Below are 18,308 nucleotides of genomic sequence, written 5' to 3'. Positions count from 1 at the left end.
AAGTTTCATTCTATTTTACCGATACTTCAGCTAACGCAGCCTGAACCGCAACTCGGCCAAACACGGCAGCTTTCCCTAGTGAACTACCCGTCATGTAACCGGCGCCATGAAATCCGCCAGTAATTTCGCCAGCTGCATACAAGCCAGGAATTGGCTCCGCATATGGATTGACGACCTGCCCCGCAGCATTAACAGCAAGCCCTGCATACGTTGCCAGCATGGCGACTGTCGATTCAAATGCATAAAATGGAGGATTTTCAATGGGAGTCGGCATACCGTAATGATGTGTTAATGTCTTACGTCCGAAGTCTGGATCCTCACCGTTTTGAATCCCCTGGTTGTATCTTGAAATGGTATCTTCGAGAACTTCCAATGGAACATCGATGCACTCTGCCAATTCTGCTAATGTGTCCACCACATATAGTAGGCGACGGCGTCGAAGTAATTCAAAATCATAAAGCGGGTCGTCAAACACACTTTTATCCATGACCGTTTGATCCCAAACCTGATAACTGATTTGGTCTGGCTGCTCGAATGCCGCTTTACCTAATAACTTATAAGAAATCGATTCGTTTACAAACCGCTTTCCTAGCTGATTCACCATTATGCCGCCCTTGTAAAAAGCTAGTCCCTGGGATTTAACCGAGCCAGTTGCAGACGGATGGAAACCATATGTTCCATTTAAGTATGGCAGGTCTTGTACCCATGCACCGTGCTCCCAAGCCATTTGTAAACCGTCCCCCTTATTTCCCGCGCCGCCAATCCGTAATGCGCCACTTAGCCGAGGAGCAAACTGCTGCAATAACTCCTCACTTTTCGCAAAACCACCGGAAGCGAGAATAACCCCTTTAACAGCAACAACCATATGTTCCACACCATCAAAATCATATACAATTTGATTGATTCTGCCGTCCTTATTCTTAAATAACCGTTTTGCCGAGGCACAAAAACGAATTGTTGCGTTTGGAAGGTCTTTTACCTTGCGATACAGAGACTGAATGGCTTGGTGCGGATCAATAATGTGCCCTCGTGGAACACTATGACCACTTACTGCTTCAAGTGCACGGAACTCAATCCCATGTTCCACTAGCCATGAATAGGTCTCAAGCTGATGGAGGCCGTAGGTATGGACCAGCGAGGGAACATTCACGCCCCCACCAACTTCAATCATGTCGGCCAAAAGTGATTCAGTGGAATCACTAATGCCTGCTGCATCTTGCATATCCGTCCCAGCAAATGCCATATACCCAGAACTCAGGACAGTGCTGCCGCCAAGTTCATCCTGTTTTTCAAGTAGGAGTACATGTGCCCCCATCTCACCAGCCTCTACCGCAGCACACATCCCTGCTAAGCCGCCGCCCAAAATGACTAAATCATAGGTTTCCATTGGAATTCACACCTCTTACTCAATTGTATTTAACACTTCTAATGCCGCCTCACATACCTGCATGTCATGAGTATAGTGTCCACCGCTTACTCCTACACCGCCAATTAGTTCATTATCCACTTTAATGGGGTAACCACCGCCAAAAATGACTAATCTAGGTGTATGGACAATTCCATGTAATAACGGCGGATCATCCTTAAGTCTGTCATACCATTCATGTGTTGCTCGATTATAGGTTGCAGCCGAAAATGCTTTATTTTGGGCAATTTCTAAACTTAACACTGGTGCCCCATCCATTGCCGCAAATGCTTTAATATTTCCAACCCTATCCACAATGGCAATGCTAAATGGCATCCCAAGTTCGTTCCCCTTTACTAAAGCTGCTTCTAGCATTTTTTGTGCTAAAGCAAGACTAATATTTTTTGATTCGATTGCTGCAATTAATTTTTCCATTTATATAACCTCTTTTCCTATTTTTATAGATTTACTGGCCTGCCATTTCCAAATGCTTCAATGGCTGTAGCAGTTACGGCTTTACTCTTCGGCAGACATAAATCAACGATTACATTTGCAAGATCAATTGGCCGCAGCCAATTTTCTTTATTTACATCGGGTGCAAGCTCCTCCATCATTTTCGTATCGACAGGCCCCGGACAGACAGCATTCACTCTAATCTTGTACGGCTTCAATTCTTCACCTAATGCTTTTGAAAAACCAATGACTGCATATTTTGAGGCAATGTAGGCGCTCCTGTCCGGGCCGCCCTTTGTTCCCCAAATCGATGAAAGATTGATAATTACTCCATCTTGTTTTTCTCTCATTTGCGGTACAACTGCCCGGGCACATAAAAATCCGCCTCGTACATTTACATCTTGAACAAAATCCCATTCTTCTACCGTTGTTTCATGGAATGGTTTCAGAAGCATCACACCGGCATTGTTTATTAAGATATCGACTGATGAGCCCAATTTTTGTGCCCCTTGGACTGCACTCGTAACATCTTCTTCATTGCGAACATCTCCTGCAACGGAGACGGCTTCCCCACCCAGTTCGGTAATGATAAATCTCGCTGTTTCTTCACCTTCGGACTGATTATTGGAAAAAACAGCAACTTTAGCGCCTTGCTTCGCCAACAGAATGCAGGTCTCCCTGCCGATTCCTCTACCGCCTCCTGTGACAAAGGCTACCTTATTTTTTAATTCCAAAAAGACATCCCCTTCCTTAAACACAATAATTACTGCTTATACCTCAAGCTTGGCTGAATCCGTTACATATGATACAGCATGGGCACCAGCACGCCGGCCGAAGACTAGCCCTCTAAGCACCGACGTTCCTCCAGGATATTTTCCGTAATAAAGACCAGCCGTTTCCCCAACCGCATATAAACCCGGAATTGCATCATCATCATTTGATAAAACCCGCCCGTTTGTATCTGTTGCTAACCCGCCATTTGTAAATACATTAGAGCAGACAATTGGATAGGCAATATAGGGTGCCTTGTCAATTGGGATCGCCCAGTTTGATTTTGGCGGCATAATACCAACAGCTTGTTTACCGTCCTTTTTATCCCAGTGAAATTCACCCGGCTGAACTGCGGCATTAAACTCCTTAACTGTCGAAGCCAGTTGATCAACAGGCACCCCAATTTTTTCTGCCAGCTCTTCAAGCCTCTCAGCTACAATAGCAGGTTTATCCGTCTCCACTGCCCGTTCATAATTTGGAATCTCATACATCTTTTGATCACCGATCATATAGGCCACGTGACCAGGCAGATCGTAGAAGATCTGCCTGGCAACCTCCTCGTATTGCTCGTCGATTGTGGTTTTTCCTTCATCTACAAAGCGCTTGCCATTTTGATCGACTAAAATAAAGTAAGGGAATGTCATAACGGCTGCTTCTTCACGTTTGCTTCTTGGATCAACCGGTTCGGCATGGAAAGAATCAAACTGTCCTGCCGTTTTGGCCCCAATCTCCATTGCCATCCGAATGCCTTCACCCTTGTTAAATAGTCCACCCTCTGCAACAGTCGGAATTTTATGGGCATCCCGGCCAACATATTGTGCCATCATTTCTTGATTTCCTTGGAAGCCCCCGCTTGCCAGCACAACAGCGCCTACCATTAATTGAAGTGACGTTCCGCCTTTTACACGGACATTAAGCCCATTCACAGCCCCTTCATCGTCAACCAGTAATTTCCAGGCAGTTGCCTCGTAAATAATCTCTACACCAAGTCCACCGGCCCGGCGTGATAAGGTGTCAACGATGGCACGGCCTCCTCCTACAGGCAATAACCGCGGCCTTGCGGCTGTTAAGAACATCGTCGGTAGGTAATCAAATTCAACGCCCTTTTCCTCTACCCATCTCAAGGTGCGTCCAGCATCCCTGGCGAGAGTTTCTATGTACTCTCGATCCGAAAAGTTGTCTGAAAATGCCATCATATCTTCAACAAAATTATCAGCAACCTCATCGAGATTTTTCATCCGCATATAAGATGCGGTCCACCTTGAATTTCCGCCCCGATGGTCATAATCAGCCCGTTCTAAGATGGCAATTTTCAAGTTTTTATCCGCTTTTTTTGCTGCCTCCGCTGCAGATAATGCAGCAGAGGTTCCGGCTACCCCGCAGCCAATTACTACAATGTCATAATCTACTTCTTTACCCAAATTGGTATCCTCCTTCTAAGTGAATTACTTTTTTTATAACGCTTGATTATCTGAATACTTTTCTTCCCACTCTTTAATTTGGTTGAGTTTGAAGAGTGATTGTCTTTCTTCCCATGTACAGATTAGGTTGTGAACATTTTCTTGCGATTCTTCTTCTTTTAATATTTTTAATGTTTCCGTGATTCCTTTAATGGCAGAACGAAGAACGGTATTGGCGCAAAGCATGATTTTAAAGCCGATTTCTTCTGCTTCTTTTAAAGAAACTAGAGGTGTTTTACCACCTTCCACTAAGTTAATCACTTGGGGAATCCCTTTTAAAGAACTGGTAATTTGCTTTAATTGTTCAATTGTTGTTGGCGCTTCCACAAAAATGATATCAGCACCAGCTTCTTTGTAAGCATGTGCCCGGTCTAATGCATCCTCCATTCCCTTAACAGCTAAAGCATCTGTACGGGCAATAATTGCTAGGTTCGAATCTTGCCTTGTGTCAACCGCCGCCTTGATCTTTCCCACCATTTCTTCTTTGGAAATGACGTCCTTTCCATTGAAATGACCGCATTTCTTTGGTGAGACTTGGTCTTCCATTTGAATGGCCGCCACTCCGGCTCGTTCAAACTCGCGGACAGTCCGCATTACATTAATAGCGTTGCCAAATCCTGTGTCTCCGTCCACAACAATCGGAATAGTCGTGACTTCTGTCATTCGGGCAACGATATCCACTACTTCCTTTAAAGAAGTTAAACCAACATCGGCCCAGCCTAGTTGGGCATTGGATATACCTGCCCCTGTTGCGTAAATCGCCTTAAAGCCGATTTCTTCTATTAATCTGGCAGACATAGCATCATACGCCCCAGGCAAAATAAAGGAGCCTGGGTCTCTTATTAGCTTTTGGAGCTCAAATGGTTTACTCATTACACACTGTCCCCTTTTTCAAAAATATGCTTCAATTATTCTCACCCACTCCAAACGAATCCAAATTTTGAAGAGCGTAACCACTTATTTTCAGAAATTGTTTTCTTTCCTTCTTCTACAATCCGCTGGTGCCAAGTGACTGATACAGCATTTTCGTTATTTAAGACTAAATCCGACACACTTAGAAGCGGAATTAGTTTTTTTTCATCTACGACGATTACATCCATTTCTTGTGAATGACATCCTCCTGTTAACGTAACTGAATATGTTCCATAAGCAGGCAGGGTAAAGTAAGGCTTAACCTTTAAGGCACCGCCATCCCATTCGCAGTCAACTGCATAGGAACGCCCTAAAAGGGCAGGTAAGTCACCCACACTTCCTTTAGACAATTTTTCACGGATGCTGCTAGAACTAATTTTCTCACCAAAGCATTCCACTTTTTTAACTTTCGTTACCTTGAGAATTCCCCCGGAATCCTTTTGCAACCGATCCATATTCCCCTCGCCGCGAAAGCCATACGTATAATCAAAACCCGCCACTGCATGGACAACCCCAAGATCAAGCAAATACTTAGCAGCAAATGTTTCTGGTGACAGCGATGCAAATCCCCGATCAAATTCAACAATATAAAAGATATCGACACCAAGTTCAGAGAATAGTTTCTCTTTTTCAGCTAATGGCATGAGATAATCTACCCTTGTTTGTCCATTTGATAAAACGGTTTTGGGATGTGGGAAAAAACTCATTACTGTTAAAAGTAGGTTTTCTTCTTTTGCCTTTATACCAGCCGTTTGAATGACCTCGCGGTGGCCGATATGAATGCCGTCAAAGAATCCTAGCGCCATGACACTTGATTTTGCTTTTTCCTGCCAGTACTTCAGATTTTCGGGATTCAAATAAATCGTTTCCATGCAGCCGCCTCACTCCGTGATAAAAATAGTGGTATTACTGGTGCAGTTCCTTATTACCCATTAATGGATAGATCAAAGCCGAATTGTGCCTTTCCAAAAGACTCAACAGAGTCTTCGTAAAGATTGGATCGATGTGTACAAACGGCCAAAAGATCACGTACGAACATTTCAATTGGATCTCCTTTAAACATTGAGAATCCGCCTAAAGTCAACAAAACCTTTACCGCAATATCTGTTACGTTCTTGGTGATTTTTGCTCTAATCGCCGCGAATTCACCACGTTTATCTTCTTTTCCCATTTCATAGTTTTCTAATAAAGAGATATATTTATCTAGTAGACCCTCTGATTCGTAATATTTAATCGTTAATTCTGCCAATACCCCCTGATGCCGGGAATCTTTAGCAAAATTTCCTCCCATTCGAACTCGTTTTTCCGTTCGATTCTTAAATTCCTGCAGTAAACGCTCAGCACCTCCCAATGCTACCATTGGAAATCCAACACAAAAAGATGAGAAAAAAGGAACATCATAAAGAGGGTAGTCTGAATCATAACCATGTGGTGGTCTGCCTGTGCGGTCGGCAACCGTAAGCCGGATTAGATGGTGCTTGGGAACATAGACATGATCGACAATTACCTGATTGCTTCCCGTTCCTCTTAGCCCTAACGTATCCCAATTTTCTACTATTTCCACATCAGATATCGGTATATTTAGCATGCATAGTTCAGTTTCTCCACTGTCCTCCATTTTCATTTTCACTGCCAGAGCCACCCAATCACTATATAAAATACCGCTTACAAAACTATACTTACCCGTTATCCGATAACCATCCCCATCTGTTTCTACTTTTCCAATGGGCGCAAAAATATCGGCTATTAATCCCCCCTGATTCATCACCTCTTCTGCTCCCTCTTTCGTCATAAAAGCTACTAAACTATTATGAATGGAATAAAGAAAGGTTAACCAAGCAGCAGAAGTATTATATTTTCCAACCATGCGGATAATTTGAGAATACTCTCTTAAATTTACTTGTGGCTCCCCATATTTTTTTGGCAGCAACAACTTAGATAATCGAGCTTCTACTATTGCATCTATAACATTCTTAGAAACGGTTTTGTTTTGATCTGCTTCTAGCGCTTCCGATTCTGCAATTTTCCCAACCTTTTCGGCCCCTTTTAATAACAAGCCCAAATCGGATATATTCTCATCCAGTACATTGTTTACCATATTTCGCACCCCTTTTTCATTAATCTACACGTTCATATTTACTTGCTGAATATAAAGTAAAGCATTTTCACCGGCTATTTTCCCAAAGACAGATCCTGCCATTAATCCAGCCCCGCCAGGATAATTAAAATAGAATAACCCGCCCACTAGTTCACCGGCCGCATACAATCCTGGGATCGATTGATATAAAACATCCTGCACTTCGCCGTTCGAATTTATTTTCAAGCCCCCAAAAGTAAAGGTAATGCCGCATGTAACCGCGTATGCTTCAAATGGACCTTCATCCAAGGTATTGGCCCAGTTGGATTTTTTAACCGCTAATCCATTGGTACACCGCCCATCCTTTTCATTAGGGTTGAAAGGGATATCCTTAGCAACAGCCTCATTGTATTCCTTCACCGTCTGTAAAAATCCGTCTCTATCAACACCTTCAAGTTTCTCTGCCAACTCTTCTAGTGTATTTGCTTTAACCTTTGTTACCTGTTTGCCGCGATATTCTTCCCGAAGAAGTCCAGACACTTTTTGATCAAATATCTGCCAGGCAAATTGGCCAGGTTGTTCGAGAATCAGCTTGCCATACTTTGCATACGTATAGTTGCGAAAGTCTGCACCCTCATCCACAAAGCGTTTCCCTTCAGCGTTCACCATAATCCCAAATGGATAGCTTAGCTTTTGGAAGCCTTCTGTGAACTCCGGTAAATAACGGTCTCCGCCTACCGAATGGCACCCAGACCAGTTTCCACTGGCAATCGCACCAATCTTTAATGCCATTTGAATCCCCTCACCCGTGTTATAACGGCTGCCTCTTACATGAGCTAAATCCCATTTCGGTCCTAGATACCGCGTCCGCATTTCTGGATTGGCATGAAAGCCGCCGGAAGCTAAAATCACTGCTTTCGCATGGACTTCCGTCGTTTTCCCTTTATGTTTAAAAATAACCCCGTGAACCCCGCCATCGTCATGAATGAGCTCTGTTGCCATAGCATCGAATAATACTTGCACACCTAGCCTTGCTGCTTCCACATGCAGTGAGTCGACTAAACCTGGGCCGCCACCGACCGATTCAGCAATCATACTACCCCAAAATTTGAATTTACCATCGATTTTAAAGGCTTGACGGCCATAAATTGGGACAAATCTTACCCTATGAGACACGAGCCATTTCATCGTATCCAAACTTTTTCCAGTAAGGAGAGAAGCCAGCTCTGGATCGGTTCGGTAATCCGTCATTCGGCACATATCATGAAAGAATTCCTCTTCTGTGTAGGATCCAAAGTCAGTAATCGCAAAATCTTCCATTGTCAAATCAGGCATGATTTGTTTTAAGTCCTCATTCCCGTCATAGGCAAACCGGATAGATCCATGTGTATAGGTGCTGTTACCACCTTTCTTCGCCTCAGGTGCCTTTTCTAGTACGATGACCGAAGCACCATTTTCCCCTGCCGCAATAGCTGCACACATGGCAGCATTTCCTGCTCCGACGACCACAATGTCTGCTTCATACCTTCTCATTTCAGTCACAGACCTCTTCCTTTCTTTTTAAAAAAACTGACTCAATTTGGTGTTGAGCCAGCACTTTACTTACGCTTCAATAGTTGGTTTATTCATTTCCTTATCCATCACGGAATCGCCCCAATAGGTGTTGCCAATGGAGTGCTCCTCCTCTGTCCATTCAACAGGCTCCCAATCCGGTTCAAAGATTAAATAGGAACCGCTGAATAATTCAACACGGCAGCCGCTTCCCGGATCGATTACATAAAGATAAAAGGCTTGAGAAACCCCATGCTTTCCAGGTCCGATAAAGTTGATGCCATTTTCTTTTAAAATATCAGCAGCTCTTAATATATCCTGGGCGTTATCATGCCAATAAGAAATATGATGAAGCTGATTTGGCGTTTCTGCATGTGGTCTTGAAATGACCGCAATGTCATGAACTAATGGCGTGACACTCATCCAACCAGCGACAACCGTTTTCTGATGATACTTTACATATTCACGAAGCTTAAACCCTAATTGGCTCCCCAAATAATCTAGAATTTCACCAACATCCATAGAGGTCGCAATATTAACATGGTCAAATCTTCGTGGGGAGCAGCCGCGGGCCCATGCCTTGTATGTTTGGTTTTTCAAAACCGACCGTCTTTTTTCATCAGCCTTAGGTTTTTCCACATCATAATAGATTTCAAAGGAATGCTGACTAGGCAGTTTAAAGCGGATTGCCCTTCCTTGCCCTGTCTCTTCCCCAGCTTCGATCCACCTGACTTCTGTACCTGCTTTTTCAAGTAACTGGGCGAACCCTTCCACATCCTCAGGCCGCTTCGTTCGCCAAGCAATATGATCAACATAGCCGTGGTCTCCTGCTGTTAATAAAAGGCTGTGATGTTCAAAGTCTCCCCATGCCCGGAGATAATAGGTTCCATTTACTTCTTCTGTTACTTCCAATCCAATTACATCCCTGAAAAACCATAGTGATTTTTCAAGATTGGGTGTGACAAGGGCTACGTGTCCCAACTTTGCAATCTCTGGTAATGACATATTTCCAACCTCCATTAGAGTTTATTAGAAAAGTAATTTTGAATTAAAAGATTAAAGCTATTTTTCTGTTCAATTTGTGTCCAGTGGCCGGTTTGCCCGTAAACATGCAGCTGGACATTTGGCAAATAGGATAATAGATAGTAGCTGGACTCGACTGAACAAACCATGTCATCCCGCCCATGTACAAGTAGAACTGGGTTTTTGATTCGCTTAAGAGCCGTCACCGGGACTGGTACTGCAGCTGTTGCAAATATAGATTCGTTGGAAATGTGGATTTCAGATCGCATGGCAGTTTCATAACGAGTCTGTGCGAGAGCGTCAATTTCCGGTGCCAATTTTTCATCATCATACACAAACCAGCTCATAATTTGACGCATCTTCTTTTCGGATGGATTGTCGTAAAAACCTTTCGCACGGGCAAGCTCTGTACTAAGCTTTGTATTAGGAGTCCCACCTGGTCCCATTAGAACCACTTTCCCGAATCGTTCAGGATACTCCAGGAGCAGTTCGAGTGCTACGGAGCAGCCTAATGAGTTCCCTACAACATGGGCTTTTTGAATTCCCAACTGTTCAAGCAGTTCGATCAACTGATTGACCCAATGATCCATCCATCCCTGTCTATTCTTCGGAATTGGATTTGGATGACTGCTATTTCCGAAGCCCAGGAGATCCGGTGCCAAGCAGTCATACTGTTCACTGCATGCATCCAAAGCATATCGCCAATTGGCCCATGCGAACACACCTGGTCCGGAACCATGTAAAAATAAAATAACTTCAGAATTGCCCTCACCAGAGCGATTTAAATAGGTTTCATAGTTTTTGGTTTTAATTAATTCTTGCATAATATTTGACATACCAGATTTGTTCCTCCTTATTTTCAAAAGTTGAAAGCCCTTCCAATTACTTTCTGAAAAATCGTTACCTTTCCTTAATTTTAGAAAATTCACTATTCTGTTTCTAGAGAAAAAATCATTTGAATCGCACTACTTTTTCGGTAGTTTTTATTGGTTTTCCCCGAAGCAAACCAAAAAAAAACAATCCCCCCGTAAATGGATTGTTTTTTTTCTATATCTCCAGCTCTCCCAAAGCCAGCAATGAATCAAGAATGAGTAGAAGTTGATAACTCTGCGTGGCATCCCGCAGATTTTTGTTGATTAACGTTTCAATTTTATTAATCCGATACATAAGTCCACTCATCGATAAAGAGAGGTCATCCATAGTTTGTTGGAGTTTGCCGCCATTTGCTAAAAAAACATAGAGAGTCTTCATTAATTCCTTTTGTTTTATATCTTTCTGCTTATAAAGCTGCCCTAATTCCTGTTTAGCAATTTTTTTAATACCACTACTATTTTTGGAGTTTATTAACACACCGACAATTCCTAATTCTTTAAAACAAATGATCTTTTTATCTGTGGCCATTCTTAAAGCAATCAAGGATTCCTCATAGCAATCTACTATATTCTTCAATTCCTCTGCCTGATCACTAATCCCCATTTTATATTGGTAGGAATCATCGCTTGTTTCTAGGTGTTTCAATATTTTTTCCATCATTGATAAGAGATGATTCATTTCGGGAATCAGCATGATAATTTGACCTTCATACTGGCTAATCAACACTTTATGCCCCTGAATATCAAGATACTTTGCGATGGTCTCCAAGACTTGGTCATGATGATGAAGGGGATTCTTTGTTGCGCTTCCCTTTTCTTTATAGTCAATTGCTGCAATATAAAATGACTGATCAAGATCAAATCCCATATAGCGACCACGTTTAATAATTTCTTCATTTGAAGAATACTGCCCTTTTAGGATTTGTTCCAGGAAATAGCCCTTCATTTTTTCCAATGCTTCAAAACTGGTTTTTTCATTTAAAAGGTACAAAGAAGCAGCATTTGCGAACCGCTCAATAAACATGATATTATTTTCAATTGTTGTTACTGCTCCCTTTACATAAAGAAATGTGCCATATCCTATTACCTTTTTCTGGACAATAATAGGAGTGATTAGGCGTTCCTGATTTTCTGTTTTTAATCTAGTTGTTTCATTAAATAGCGGAAGAATTTTATTGCTTTTTCTATTTTTTCGAATGAGACTTTCTTTTAATTCTTTATTAAGTCTGGAATATTCCTTTTCACTCATCCCAGAGAATACGATTTTTTGAAAACTCAGATCTTCAATCGATATGGGAATGCCCAACAATTTACATGTACTGTCAGCAATATCCTGCAAATTGCTGCCATTTGAAACGCTATCCGTTAATTTCTTATGAAATTTTGAAACCTTTTCGATATAATTTCGTTGTTCAATCAATTGCTCGTACGTATACTCTAATTCTTCGATAATATTTGCTTCATTATAAAATTTTTGCTCCTCATGAATTTCACTTCCCCAATCCTCCAGGAGCCTTGCTTCAAAGCAACATTCGGCGTCTCCCTTAGCAATGCAGCTAATTTCCTTAACAATGACGCCCTTCTTGCAAACAGTTGTCATATAACCGCTTGCATAACCCGTCAAGGTATGGCAAACCGGAATGTCAGATGTACCATGATGCTTTAGGTGCTCATTTGCTTCAAACGAATCAATCCATTTTCCCTTTCCAAGAATCGATTTAATTGTTTCCGAATCACTCATTTCAAGTATTCTTTCAGATTGAATATCTTTAATATGCCCAGTACTCAAATGTAGAATGGAAGCTTGACTTAAAAGTTCGTCAATCGAGGTAATCGTTTTCATTGCTTCCTCTGCATCGGTTGCCCCTAAGCTCCAGCCATAACGAAGAAGAAATCCCTTAGCCCTTTTTGTACCTAAATTTTCGATTATACCCTTGCGTAAAAGACCAAATGCACTGGTCGTGGTTAGAATCTTTTTATTATCTTTGATGTCGCTAGGTTCCGGTATAGTAGCTTGGTGACCGTTCATACTCTCACCCATTTCCTTTTATGGATTTTCAATAGAAAATAATCTATCTATTAGAAATCGACACGTTTTTTTCCTTACTCCTGACCACGGAATTTAGTTGTTCTCCCAAATCGATTACACCATTTGCACTTTTAATTTTGCAGCGAATGGTTCGCCATCCTTTAGGTATTTTCCACTTTTTAATTGATTCTCCACCAATAATTCTAGTTTCTGTTGATATGAAATAGACAGGTTTGCAATAAGTGCATTTACTGCTGGAGTTAGATTTAACGCGACCCCACCGGCGGTTCCGGTCACAAGCAGATCCCCTGGTGACAGATCCATTACTTTTGAAAGCTCCGATAATGTCTCAGCTGGTTTAAAAAGAAGCTGGCTGGAGTTGGCAGATTGCCTAAGTTCATCATTCACCCATAAATCAAGCTCCAGGTCATGGATCAATGGCAGTTCTTCCTTATCTAGCAGATAAAAATACGGACCTGTTGGGCAAAAAGTACGATAGCTTTTTCCCTTTAACCATTGGCCTTGAGGAAGCTGAACATCTCGTGCAGAAACGTCATTTACAATCACCAAACCAGCAATATATTGATATAGATTTTCATTTGTTACCATAACTTGTTCAGAAATTTCCGCTCCAATCACAACTCCAAGCTCTAATTCATAATCCAGCAATTTTACTTGAGAAGGTCTTACGATTTCAGTGTAAGCTCCAGTTAGAGAACTATCAGCCTTACTAAAGATCATGTTAAAAGGCGGTCTCGATGCTTCCATCCCTGTTTCAGAACGATGTGCTGAATAATTTACACCTTGACAAATAATTCTAGCGGGCTTTGTAACTGGACTTAAAATAGTGACTTCATTGATCGGAATGGTTTCAACATTTTCCTTAGCATGAATCGATGCAGCTTCTTCTTTCCCCTTTTCTAAAAACTCTGCTAAACTCCTATATGAATTTGTAAGAACTAGTATTTGTTCATCAGATACAACGCCCCACTGCTCTTTGTTTTCCCTTTCAAATCTAACCACATTGATTCCCATTTCGCACCTCCTGAAATTTCACGAGAAAGACTCCTTCAGTTTCGGAAAGGAGTCTTTGTCCAGTATGAACTTACAAATGATCTTCCTTAAATCGTAACAGCATTCTCTTCCGTCAGTGCCCTGTATCGTCCACTGTAAAAAATTAATGGTTCTATGTCTTCTAGGTGAATATCGGTAACTTTGCCGATAAACAGTGTATGGTCGCCTTCTACATGCTCCGCTGAAACCTCGCAGGCAATTTGTGCGACAGCGCCGGCCAACACGGGCTTTCCATCAAGACGGTCAAACTTCACCTCACGGGGTTCTTTTATCTGTCCCGCAAAAATCATCGATAGTTCTTGTTGGTCAGCCGCTAGAATATTTACCGAAAATGTATTGCTTCGTTTAATTTTCTCCAACATTTGTGCTTTTTCTGCAATTGAGATTACAACAAGTTTCGGACTTAGTGAAACAGACATGAAGGCATTAGCTGTCATGCCATGCACATCCCCTTCAACATCTGTGGCAATAACGGTTACACCTGTTGCGAATCTTCCCATTGCTGTACGAAATTGACGGTCATCCATTCTTAGTACCCCTTTCTGTATTTAAAATCGGTTTTGAAAATAGTATTCTAGTAAACTCTATCTCACTTATGCCTCAATGGTTGGATTGTTTTCCGGCAGTGTATCCATTTGGTCACCCCAGAAGGTGAAACCGATATCCATTTCATCCACAGTCCACTCGATTGGTTCCCAATCCGGTTCAAAGATTAAATAGCCATTTGTGAATAATTCTACGCGTAAACCGCTTCCAGGATCAATCGCGTAAATATACATCGCTTGTGAGATTCCGTGTTTACCAGGTCCTTTGAAGAAAATTCCATGTTCTTTTAAAATATCTGCAGCTCTTAGAAGGTCTTGGGCATTATCTAGCCAGTAGGATATGTGATGAATTTGGTGTGTAGTTGGTGCGAATGGGTCATGACTGACAGCAATATCATGTACTAAAGGTGTGACGCTTAACCATGCACCAACTAATGATTCGTCAGGTGCTTTAACATATTCGCGCATTTTAAATCCTAATTTCTCCTGTAAATAATCAGAAATGACATTTGCCTTTAAGGATGTCAGGAGATTAACATGATCTATTCTTCTCGGTGAAACACCTCGTGCCCATGATTTATACGTCTGATTTTTTAAAACGGAACGTCTGGAAGGATCCGCTAATGTTTTCTCCATGTCGTAATAAATTTCGAAACGATGTTCACTAGGTAATTGAAAACGAATCGCTCTTCCTTGTCCTGCCTCTTCTTGTGCTTCCACCCAAGTTACTTCTGTACCGGCTTCTTCGAGAAGTTTGGCAAAGCCTTCCACATCTTCAGGCCGTTTAGCCCGCCAAGCGATATGGTCAAGATGCGGTTTATCTCCAGCTTTTACGGAAAGGGTATGGTGTTCGAAATCCCCCCAAGCACGTAAATAATGGGTACCGTCTACAACTTCTGTTTCTTCTAGACCAATCACTTCTTTATAAAACCAAAGGGATTTTTCAAGATCTGTTGTTACTAAAGCAACGTGCCCTAACTTTGCAATCTCTGGTAAACTCATATGAATCCTCCTCTTATTTTTTTTGGCATGAAAGCCCTTCCATTTTATTGATAGCCTATGTTATACAAAGTAGGTATTTGGTTCCTGACCACAGAGCACCCGTCCATAGGTTTCGATTAAACTTGATGGTGTGATGAAACCATGTAAATGCATCGTTAGAAAATCACGATACACCACTTGAAGTGGATTTGTCTCGTAGGTGAACATTGAGCCGACTCCAGCTACTAGAAGATCAATTGCTTCCTTACATAATTGATTGACATATCCAAAATCTGCCTTCACTTTCACAATTTCTGCTTTATCCATCACTTCACCACGTTCAGCATAGCTGTCAATTTTGTCTACAGCTCGATATAGATGGAGTTCTGCAGAGTCAATTTTAAGCTGTGCCTGTGCTACCTGGTGATGTGTAACAGCCGCTTCGCTTTGTTTTCTATAGAAGGTATTTCCAATCCCTGCTTTTGGGAGCCTTTCCATATATAAATCCATTGCCGCCTGAGCGAGTCCTAATGCAGGTGCCACAATTGACAATGTTAGGGAAGGTACAAAGGAAGAACGATACAATGCAACATCCTTTAACGGCTCAATTAGATAGTGTCCTTTGCTTGCTAAGCGGTCCAACGACACGTGGTGATCAGGGACAAAGACATTTTTAATTTTGCAGCTGTTACTGCCAGAGCCCTTTAACCCCATAACATACCAATCATCAAGAACCTCTAACTCGTCACGTGGAATAATCATAATCGCCATCTCTACGCCGCCATTATCATCCTCGATTGGAAATCCAAAGTAACACCAGTCAGCATGCGGGCTGCCAGAAACAAACGGCCACTGGGCTTCTTCTATATAATATCCACCCTCCACCTTCTTGATATCACACTTAATAGGCTTGAAGTTTCCGGCTAAAACAACATCTTTTCCATGTTGATAAATTTCATTTAAGGCTTTTTCCCCAAAAGTATAGGAAATCATATAATCTCTAATATTACTAAGGGCGACAAACCACCCTGCAGATCCATTCCCCCGGGCAATCTCGGTTACAACCTCTGTATAGGTCCGCATATTTGTTTGATAGCCGCCAAATAAATGGGGACGTAAGACCTTTAACGTACCTTCACTTTGTAAATCCTCAATAATTGTTTTAGGTAATGTATTAGTTTTCTCAATTTCTTCACTATATTCCCTTAATTTGGGGATCAGTGACCGCGCCTTATCTACCAATTCTTTTTTTATATCCAGCACACTTTGTTCCATCAGGATACCCCCTGTTATAATAATGACCAAGCCTTTTTATCTAGTGAAAAAATATGACTAGTTAAACACTCGCTGATTTATTTCGATGCTCTGATATTTTTCCCCTACCAACTGTGACACCCGACGCATATGCTTTTCCATTAACCTCTTTGCCATCTTACTATCCTTTTCCATCAGACTATAAAAAATAATCCAATGCTCTGTTTGAGATTGTTTCCTTCGTTCATCGGTGAATAAATCTTCCGGATTCCCAACAAAATTCAAGTAATCCCAAAGCTGGTTAGCCAAATTGAATGTATAGGTTAACTTTGAAGCTACATAAATTGTCTTATGAAAATCAATATTCAAGCTGGAATATTCATCCGCGGATAATCCTGGATTATCCATTTTTAGTAAAGTTGTTTCCATATAGCGGAATTCTTCCTTAGTCAAATGTATGGCTGCCTGCTCCGTCATCAATGCATCAAGATTTGCACAAACTAATAAGCGCTCGATTACTTCATTTGGATCGGGTCTTTTTACAAATACCCCTACTTGAGGAATTATGGTAAGAAATCCTTCTTGTTCTAGTTTCGACAACGCCTTGTGGATGGGCGTTCTACTAATGTTTAGTATATCAGCAAGTTCATTCACATTGATGGCTGTTTCCGGTTCCCATGTGCCCTCAATAATTTGTCTTTTAATATAACGATAGGCCTTATCTATTTTCATTTTTATACACCCTCGATTCTCTAGGCTTGTTATTTTATCCCTATAGTATGGTAATGAACATGTAATTGTCTACCAAAAATATAATAGACGGTCATACTAATAGGGAATCAACGGTGCATTTATTTCCTACTAAAATTGCCTCATTTTCCTTACCTTTCAAAGTTCACCGTTGAAAAAATCGGATGTCAGTTTAACGAACCTTTCCTTTTGCTCTACCTGGGCCCAATGTCCGCAACGCTTAAAGATATGGAGTTGGGCATTTGGCAGGTAATCCATTACATACAGACTGCTTTGAAGAGGAACGAAACGGTCTTGATGTCCATGAATCAATAAAATAGACTGGTCCATTTGTTTTAGTGCAGATGGTGGAACCAACATATCTGATAAATGCGATTTTGAGAAATTTTCTTCATAAGACCTGCGGACTTCCGGTTTTAAAAAGAGCTCCAATCGCTCGGCAACAATTGCCTCAAGCTCATCTTCCAAAATGTTTTGATCAAATAAAAACCAGCTTAAAAGATTCTTAAACGCAACAGGATTTGGATCCTTATGGAAGTTTGCTAATTTAGCCAGTTCTGGAGTTGGTTCTGTTAAACCACCGCCGGCCCCCATCAATACCACACGATCGAATCTCTCGGGAGCATACATAAGAAGATTCAAGGCAATAACACCCCCAAGGGAGTTTCCGACTAAATGGGCTTTTTCGACTCCTAATTGATCCATTAATGCTAGAACCTGTTTAATCCGCACATTCATCCATTCAACACCATTGTTTGGATAGGTTTCAGGATGGTCTGTGTTGGCAAATCCGAAAATATCAGGTGCCACAACATGAAACTTTTCTTTGAAATGGGGCAGGACATGCTGCCAATTTGACTTTGCACTTACTCCAGGTCCGCTGCCATGAAGAAAAATAATTGTTTCAGATGAAGGTTCACCACCCTCATGGAAAAATGTTTGATAGTTTCCAGTTTGGATTTTTCTAGATAAAATTTCAGTCATCCTTTTTTACCCTCACTTTGTCAAAATAATTTTCACATATCGTGGTTGCTTTAAACTAAAATTTTAGTTTTTCTATTTTTCTACAAATACTACTGAAAACACCAATATAAACCGTTTACATCCCCTAACTATAATTCTACCTTTGGATATTCACCTTTGTCAATGAA

General features: G+C 41.4%; 17 protein-coding genes. All 17 read right to left on the bottom strand.

Annotated features, from left to right (window positions below):
- Positions 1–10: 10 nt before the first annotated feature.
- Positions 11–1,387, bottom strand: a complete 1,377-nt coding sequence (locus RCG19_RS18465) for an FAD-dependent oxidoreductase (protein WP_308108293.1) — start codon at positions 1,385–1,387, stop codon at positions 11–13.
- A gap of 15 nt (positions 1,388–1,402) precedes the next feature.
- Complete coding sequence (locus RCG19_RS18460) at positions 1,403–1,840, bottom strand: GlcG/HbpS family heme-binding protein (protein ID WP_308108291.1); 438 nt, start codon at positions 1,838–1,840, stop codon at positions 1,403–1,405.
- 23 nt (positions 1,841–1,863) lie between these two features.
- Positions 1,864–2,592: an SDR family NAD(P)-dependent oxidoreductase gene (locus RCG19_RS18455; RefSeq protein ID WP_308108290.1), complete on the bottom strand. Its 729-nt coding sequence runs from the start codon at positions 2,590–2,592 to the stop codon at positions 1,864–1,866.
- A 36-nt stretch (positions 2,593–2,628) separates the two neighbouring features.
- A complete protein-coding gene (locus RCG19_RS18450) occupies positions 2,629–4,050 on the bottom strand; it encodes an FAD-dependent oxidoreductase (protein ID WP_308108289.1) in 1,422 nt (473 codons plus the stop codon).
- Positions 4,051–4,083: 33 nt separating this feature from the next.
- On the bottom strand, positions 4,084–4,962 hold the full coding sequence (locus tag RCG19_RS18445) for an isocitrate lyase/PEP mutase family protein (protein WP_308108288.1): 879 nt from the start codon (positions 4,960–4,962) through the stop codon (positions 4,084–4,086).
- Positions 4,963–5,003: 41 nt separating this feature from the next.
- Positions 5,004–5,873: an FAD synthetase family protein gene (locus RCG19_RS18440; protein ID WP_308108287.1), complete on the bottom strand. Its 870-nt coding sequence runs from the start codon at positions 5,871–5,873 to the stop codon at positions 5,004–5,006.
- Between the two features lie 53 nt (positions 5,874–5,926).
- On the bottom strand, positions 5,927–7,099 hold the full coding sequence (locus RCG19_RS18435; protein WP_308108286.1) for an acyl-CoA dehydrogenase family protein: 1,173 nt from the start codon (positions 7,097–7,099) through the stop codon (positions 5,927–5,929).
- A gap of 24 nt (positions 7,100–7,123) precedes the next feature.
- Complete coding sequence (gene tcuA / locus RCG19_RS18430; protein WP_308111026.1) at positions 7,124–8,611, bottom strand: FAD-dependent tricarballylate dehydrogenase TcuA; 1,488 nt, start codon at positions 8,609–8,611, stop codon at positions 7,124–7,126.
- Between the two features lie 69 nt (positions 8,612–8,680).
- On the bottom strand, positions 8,681–9,634 hold the full coding sequence (locus tag RCG19_RS18425) for a VOC family protein (protein WP_308108285.1): 954 nt from the start codon (positions 9,632–9,634) through the stop codon (positions 8,681–8,683).
- Between the two features lie 14 nt (positions 9,635–9,648).
- Complete coding sequence (locus tag RCG19_RS18420; protein ID WP_308108284.1) at positions 9,649–10,488, bottom strand: alpha/beta fold hydrolase; 840 nt, start codon at positions 10,486–10,488, stop codon at positions 9,649–9,651.
- Positions 10,489–10,699: 211 nt separating this feature from the next.
- Positions 10,700–12,553: a XylR N-terminal domain-containing protein gene (locus RCG19_RS18415; protein WP_308108283.1), complete on the bottom strand. Its 1,854-nt coding sequence runs from the start codon at positions 12,551–12,553 to the stop codon at positions 10,700–10,702.
- 114 nt (positions 12,554–12,667) lie between these two features.
- Positions 12,668–13,588, bottom strand: coding sequence for a fumarylacetoacetate hydrolase family protein (locus tag RCG19_RS18410; protein WP_308108282.1), 921 nt, complete (start codon positions 13,586–13,588; stop codon positions 12,668–12,670).
- An 86-nt stretch (positions 13,589–13,674) separates the two neighbouring features.
- Positions 13,675–14,154: a flavin reductase family protein gene (locus tag RCG19_RS18405; RefSeq protein WP_308108281.1), complete on the bottom strand. Its 480-nt coding sequence runs from the start codon at positions 14,152–14,154 to the stop codon at positions 13,675–13,677.
- A gap of 66 nt (positions 14,155–14,220) precedes the next feature.
- Positions 14,221–15,174 (bottom strand): VOC family protein, encoded by a 954-nt coding sequence (locus RCG19_RS18400; protein ID WP_308108280.1) that lies wholly within the window; start codon positions 15,172–15,174, stop codon positions 14,221–14,223.
- Between the two features lie 60 nt (positions 15,175–15,234).
- Positions 15,235–16,428, bottom strand: coding sequence for an acyl-CoA dehydrogenase family protein (locus RCG19_RS18395; RefSeq protein WP_308108279.1), 1,194 nt, complete (start codon positions 16,426–16,428; stop codon positions 15,235–15,237).
- A 57-nt stretch (positions 16,429–16,485) separates the two neighbouring features.
- The gene (locus RCG19_RS18390; protein WP_308108278.1) at positions 16,486–17,139 is read right to left on the bottom strand and encodes a GntR family transcriptional regulator; all 654 of its coding nucleotides are present in this window, start codon (positions 17,137–17,139) and stop codon (positions 16,486–16,488) included.
- Between the two features lie 156 nt (positions 17,140–17,295).
- The gene (locus tag RCG19_RS18385) at positions 17,296–18,141 is read right to left on the bottom strand and encodes an alpha/beta fold hydrolase (RefSeq protein WP_308108277.1); all 846 of its coding nucleotides are present in this window, start codon (positions 18,139–18,141) and stop codon (positions 17,296–17,298) included.
- Positions 18,142–18,308 lie beyond the last annotated feature (167 nt).

Source organism: Neobacillus sp. OS1-2 (genome assembly GCF_030915505.1).
GTDB lineage: Bacteria > Bacillota > Bacilli > Bacillales > Cytobacillaceae > Neobacillus.
This window is presented reverse-complemented; position numbering and strand designations above follow the sequence as displayed.